The following is a 5,735-nucleotide window of genomic DNA, read 5'->3' as shown; positions in this document are numbered from 1 at the left end:
TCCGATTTACCAGTGCAGCGATTAAGTTAATGCGTAAACCGAATCTTTTCCGTCTATTTCGATAGCGTTCACTTAATATTCTAAATGTTTTCAATTGACTATTAATATGTTCGATCACAACTCGTATTTTTCCAATCATTTTATTGTACTTTTTCTCAACATCAAATAAGGGTAAATTCTTCTTTTTCTTTATTGGCATCAATAATTTAAAGCCATCTTGCTCTAATCCGTAGTACCCTAAATCGGTCATAACATATTTACAATGTTTGAATTTTTTAACCGTTCTTCTTGCCAATTTAATGTCATGCTGACTGCCATTCGATATATCTAGCCCTATGATTTGTTTGCTGTTCGGATGATAGATCACTTGTGCTTTTAGCGTATGTTTCTTCTTTTTACCACTGTAGAACTTACTCTGATTTTTTTTTCGGACGTTCTATTGAACATTCTGTCGCATCAATAATGACCCAGTTAAACTGTTCGTCTGCTGTGGTAATGCTTCGTTTTGGCAGAGTAAACCGTCTTGATTTCATCAATGCATCTTCAACCTTTTTAATGGTTCGATTCACATTACTTTCAGCGATATGGTAATTTGCAGCCAACTCCAATTGAGTGCTGTAATTCCGTAAGTAATTGAGTGTTAATAATAATTGATCCTCTATAGCTAAAGTATGAGGACGCCCAGATTTCTTTTTAAGTGATTCTACTTCTTTTAAAACTTCGATCATTTCACTAAAAACTGGTCGAGGTACACCAACCAAGCGCTGGAATTCAGAATCTGAAAAACGATTTAATTTCTGATATCTCATGAAATTTAGATTGAGGTGGTTTTTACTTTCGCAAGAGGTCTATTATTTTAGAATAAATCTATCAGTAAAAATATTTTTAGATGTATTTTTTTATAAAAGAATACTTATGTTGAAATTAAAAAATGCTATATATAACATAGGATTGTGATATTTTTGCAATCTGACCTAACAAACGAAATGTATAAGTTTATTTATTGCTTATACATTTTTAAGTAATTGATTTATTGTTCTATTTTTAATAATTAATACTTTATAAATAAGGTTTAATATAGAAAAATTAAAAAATTATTTGATCTTGCTCCGTTAGAAAAATATTCGAGTAGATAGAATAATTTTTTATAGTTAATTTAAATGTAAAATTAATTATTAATTAAATGGACAGATCTGTACGTGCTTTGTAAAATAATGCTAAATATAATTCAGTCCTATAAAGATGTTGAACAGTATTCATCAAGTTTTAGATAGTTTGGGCATTAGCCCACAGAAACGTGCTATTCACATTCAATTTACTTCTCCGATATTGAATGACCAAGTATTTCTGCAAAGAATTGATGGTGTACATGCACTCAATGATGGTTTAAAAGCAGAACTTTTATGCCTATCAACTAATGCAACGATTCAACTAAAATCTTTCATTGGCAGTCAGGCCGCTGTAGATATAGTGACGGAGCGAGGTGAATTAACTCGCGTTACAGGCATTATTACTCATGCTCAACAGGGCCAGTCAGATGGCAGTCTAACTTTATATAAGCTGACCTTAGAAGACCCAACCGCATTATGGAAATATCGTCGCAATTCGCGCGTATTTATGAATAAAAGCGTCGTTGAAATATGGGAAATACTCTTTAAAGAATGGCAAGTTAAAAATCCGCTATTTGCTGCAAGTTTAAGTTTAGATTTAAGTGGTTTAACAAAAACTTATGATGTTCGTCCTTTTGTTATGCAACATAACGAAAGTGATTGGGACTTTCTCACACGCTTACTTCGTAGTGAAGGGATTAACTGGCTGATTGATGAAGCTCAGCATATTGTTCCAAGTACCGATACATCTATTCAAGCTCAGAAACTCAGGTTGATTGATGCCAATAGTGAATATCAGCCCTTAGACCGTAAAACGATTCGTTACCATCGTAGTAGTGCAGTGGAGCAATACGACAGTATGACTCGCCTAACTGCCGAACGTTCTCTTCAACCGAACGTTATGCATATACAACGTTGGCAAGCAGAAATATTAGAACAAGAAGAAGGAGTTGGAAGCGTTCAAAGTAAGCATCAGCATAGTGAACAATATGACAATGCTACACTTGGCTTAGAGCAAGCTTGGAACTATGCGCCTGCATGGACTGGTGACTTAAAGGGTGAGGATGGTGTAACTAAATCTGGAAATCAACAAGTTGAACGCTTAAACCAGAACCTCAACAATTATTACGATGCACAGTCTAAACGCTTTATTGCGCAAACGACAGTCCGCGATGCCTATGTGGGTTACTATTTCGAACTCAATGAACACCCAGAAATAGACCAGCATGAAGGCTCAGATAAAAGCTTTTTGATTGTTTCTAAAAATTTCTTTAATCAGAATAACTTACCTAAAGACTTAAATGACCAAATTAATGGTCTATTGGCGAAAAGTAACTGGTCAATACAAAACCCCGAGAACAGTGATGAACGCCAAGCGAATCAGTTGATTTTACAACGTCGTCATATTCCAACAACGCCAGCTTATAACCCACAAACTCATAGTCCGGTTACTCATCCACAACGCGCAAAAGTGGTGGGTCCTGAAGGTGAAGAAATTTATGTAGATGAATGGGGACGTATTAAAGTCCGTTTCCTGTTTACCCGTAGTGATGATCATAGCCATGATGGGGGTGCAGGAGCCAATAATAATGACACCGATTCAGCTTGGATTGACGTTTTAACGCCGTGGGCTGGAGAAGGTTATGGTGCGCGTTTTTTACCGCGTGTTGGTGAAATTGTCGTTATTGACTTCTTTAATGGTGATATAGACCGACCATTTGTGATGGGCCGAATTCATGAGGCACAGCGTCATCCAACCAAGTTTGATAACAAAGGTAAACTTCCCGATACTAAAAAGCTGAGTGGTATCCGTTCCAAAGAAGTGTCGGGTGGTGGTTTTGGACAACTCAGATTTGATGATACCCCGGGCCAAATTAGTACCCAGCTACAAAGCAGTCATGGTGCAAGCCAGTTAAATCTGGGGAAACTCAGTCATCCTAAAGATAAAGCGGAAGGTGAAGACCGCGGAGAGGGTTTTGAACTGCGTACGGACCAATGGGGAGCTTTGCGCGCGGGACAAGGTTGACAGATCAAGAAATTAAAGCGAAATTATTTGAAAGAACTAGCGAAATAAAGAAATTTGGCAAACTACCTCAGCTCGATGATAATTATTTATCTTTTTTAGGTAAATATAGAGAAATAGAAATTACACCTGATATTATAATTTTGGGGTACGAAACAGCATTAAAAGAAAATCAATATCTTCATGAAAATTATCCTGAAATTAGTGAGAAAGTTTGGATAATTGGTCGTACCGGTCAAGGTGATGAATGGTTTATAGGTAAGGAAAAAAATAATATCTTGTTTTATGACCATAACCAAGGGGAGTATTTGAATATTAATCAGTTTATAGATATGAGAATTACTTTTGAAGACTTTCTTAAAATGGCATTTTCTTATCAACAACTTGAAGAAGAATTGGATATAAACGAAGAGCTTAATAAAGTTGAACAAGATCAATTTAAGAAATTAGTCAATTCTATTAATGAAGGTTTATATGAAAGATATCCCTTTAAATATTTTTAGTTTTTGTGTTGGGTTTTAATGATTTTTAGATAAAATATTTGATACTATTTAATTGTATTAAATAGGGAGTCTTAATAGTGCAAGTTTGTTTTAAAAAATTATTAGAGGAAGTTGGTGAATGTAATGAAATAATTTATGGTGAAGGATTCCTTATTAATCAGGTTAATTCTGTTAATGATGATCTGTTTAAAAGCTATTTAAGTTGTATTCCTGAAAATGATTTTAATATTGATCTAGGAGGGAATATAAATGATTTTTTAGGAAAAGATTCGTTAGACAATATTCAATATATGTTTGAAGATATATTCGATGGGGAAAGTGCTACAGTATTCTTAACACAGCATGATGTAAATATTGTATACATAAATCATAATAGTGGCGAGATAGGAGCATGTATTTCAGGCGATGAATTACATATCATTGCTAAAAATTTATTTGATTTTTTTTGCAAATTAATGTTATACAAAATTTAATTATTGATTTATATGACTCTAACCCTAGAGGTGAAAATGGAGGATATAAGACAGGTTTCTTAGAAGAACTAAAGAAAACCCTTATAAAAGAAAATGTAGTATTGGATGTAGACTATTTTTTAGAATTTTTTTATGGTTAAGGTATAAAGGGTATTCCAAAATTAAAAGTAGTACTTCTATATATTTGAAGTACTACTTTAAAATAAGATGTTTAATAGAATGATTTTTGAGCTCTTAAAAAATCTACTTGTCTAATTATATTGTTAGAGATACTGATAAAACTTATATCTACGTAGTAAACAAAAAATTGTAGATATTGTTAATAAATTTGAACTTGAAATAAATTTCTTGGGATACCAAAACATTAATAGTGTTTCGTATGGTAGCGGTCATGTACAAAGTTTAATAGTGAATGGTCAAGACCTTATTAGCTTTGAGCGTGATGATTTACACCGTGAAATTGTACGTCACTATGCCAACGGAATTAGCCAAGAACAACATTACGATACGATGGGACGTTTAACCCAGCAAAATATTGTTAATGGTCATGAGTTCGGTTATGAAAAGTTAGAAATCAACTTTAATTATCAATTAAATATCCATCCTCCTAAGATATAGGTATTACAATACTTTAAACCGGCTTTGTTGCATAAACATTCAAAAGCTGAGTTCTCCCCAATCCATTCAAATTTAAGACACAACTTGGGTGCGAGGTCTACCTAATTCCGTAAATCTATTCAGAACTGCCACACGCGCATGAATTTCATTGACCTGACTTTGAAAATGTCTTGCCGTCAGCCTATCACCTAATAATTTGATGCAATGCATCTTGGTTTCCACCAAACTACGACGGTGATAACCCGACCATTTTTTCCATAGGGTTCTGCCTAAATGTTTAACCGTTTGAAGTAACTCATTTCGTTCTATTGAACTTATTTTAGAATCTTTCCAGGGCTTGGCATTCTTTCTGGGTGGAATTACTGCATGTGCTTGACGATCTGAAATCACTTTTCTGCAGCACTTCGTGTCGTACGCGCCATCGGTATAGACAGAATCTATTCGCTCATCTAGTGGAATTTGATCCAGTAAATCACCTAGTACTTGTGAATCACTGACATTATTTGTAGTAAGCTGAACGGCACGTATTTGCAGTGTTTCAGCATCTATACCAATATGCAGTTTACGCCATTGCCGACGGTATTCAGGCTGATGTTTTTTACGCTTCCATTCGCCTTCACCTAAAAACTTTAAACCCGTAGAGTCGACAAGTAGGTGTAACCCATCATGACTTTTCTGATAGCTTATCGCAATATCAATATGCTTTTGTCGTCTACAAAGGGTGGAGTAATCTGGTGCTGTCCAATTCAAGCCACAGAGTTTAATCAGGCTTTGAACAAAGCCAGTAACCATACGTAAAGAAAGACGGAATAGAGATTTGATCATTAAACAGCATTGAATCGCTGTATCGGAATAAGTTTGATTTCGTCCTTGCTTGCCTTGTGGTTGTGCATACCATTGCGTCTTAGGATCAAACCAGATTGAAATATTTCCTCGCTTGATTAAAGCTTGGTTATACGAGGACCAATTGGTTGTACGATAGATTTTAGGTGTAGGCTTCTTCATCTGG

General features: G+C 34.8%; 3 protein-coding genes and 3 pseudogenes. 4 read left to right on the top strand and 2 right to left on the bottom strand.

Annotation, left to right across the window (positions count from 1 at the left end; all coding sequences use genetic code 11):
* Nucleotides 1-809, bottom strand: a protein-coding gene (locus J671_RS25655) for an IS5-like element ISAba27 family transposase (RefSeq protein WP_155765201.1) whose coding sequence is annotated in 2 segments (ribosomal slippage) — nucleotides 1-427 and nucleotides 429-809 — 808 coding nt annotated over the 2 segments. Because the reading frame shifts where the segments join, the coding sequence is not laid out codon by codon here. This gene is flagged as partial in the annotation.
* 433 nt (nucleotides 810-1,242) lie between these two features.
* Between J671_RS25655 and J671_RS24035 the strand changes: the two are divergent.
* The 4 genes and pseudogenes from J671_RS24035 to J671_RS0105280 form a co-directional block, all read left to right on the top strand.
* Nucleotides 1,243-3,132 (top strand): annotated as a pseudogene (locus tag J671_RS24035) (type VI secretion system Vgr family protein); the annotation flags it as partial.
* Nucleotides 3,105-3,635, top strand: a complete 531-nt coding sequence (locus J671_RS24030) for a hypothetical protein (RefSeq protein ID WP_004887888.1) — start codon at nucleotides 3,105-3,107, stop codon at nucleotides 3,633-3,635. The pseudogene J671_RS24035 and the gene J671_RS24030, both read left to right, overlap by 28 nt.
* A 77-nt stretch (nucleotides 3,636-3,712) precedes the next feature.
* Nucleotides 3,713-4,248: pseudogene (locus J671_RS0105285) on the top strand (hypothetical protein).
* A 232-nt stretch (nucleotides 4,249-4,480) separates the two neighbouring features.
* A pseudogene (locus J671_RS0105280) lies at nucleotides 4,481-4,681 on the top strand (hypothetical protein); the annotation flags it as partial.
* Between the two features lie 117 nt (nucleotides 4,682-4,798).
* Here J671_RS0105280 and J671_RS24025 read toward each other — a convergent pair.
* The gene (locus J671_RS24025; RefSeq protein ID WP_004812228.1) at nucleotides 4,799-5,731 is read right to left on the bottom strand and encodes an IS5-like element ISAha3 family transposase; all 933 of its coding nucleotides are present in this window, start codon (nucleotides 5,729-5,731) and stop codon (nucleotides 4,799-4,801) included.
* Nucleotides 5,732-5,735 lie beyond the last annotated feature (4 nt).

It is taken from the genome of Acinetobacter sp. 1130196 (assembly GCF_000588095.1).
GTDB lineage: Bacteria > Pseudomonadota > Gammaproteobacteria > Pseudomonadales > Moraxellaceae > Acinetobacter > Acinetobacter nosocomialis.
Note: the sequence above shows the minus strand (reverse complement) of the source record. Positions and strands in the feature narration are given on the sequence as shown.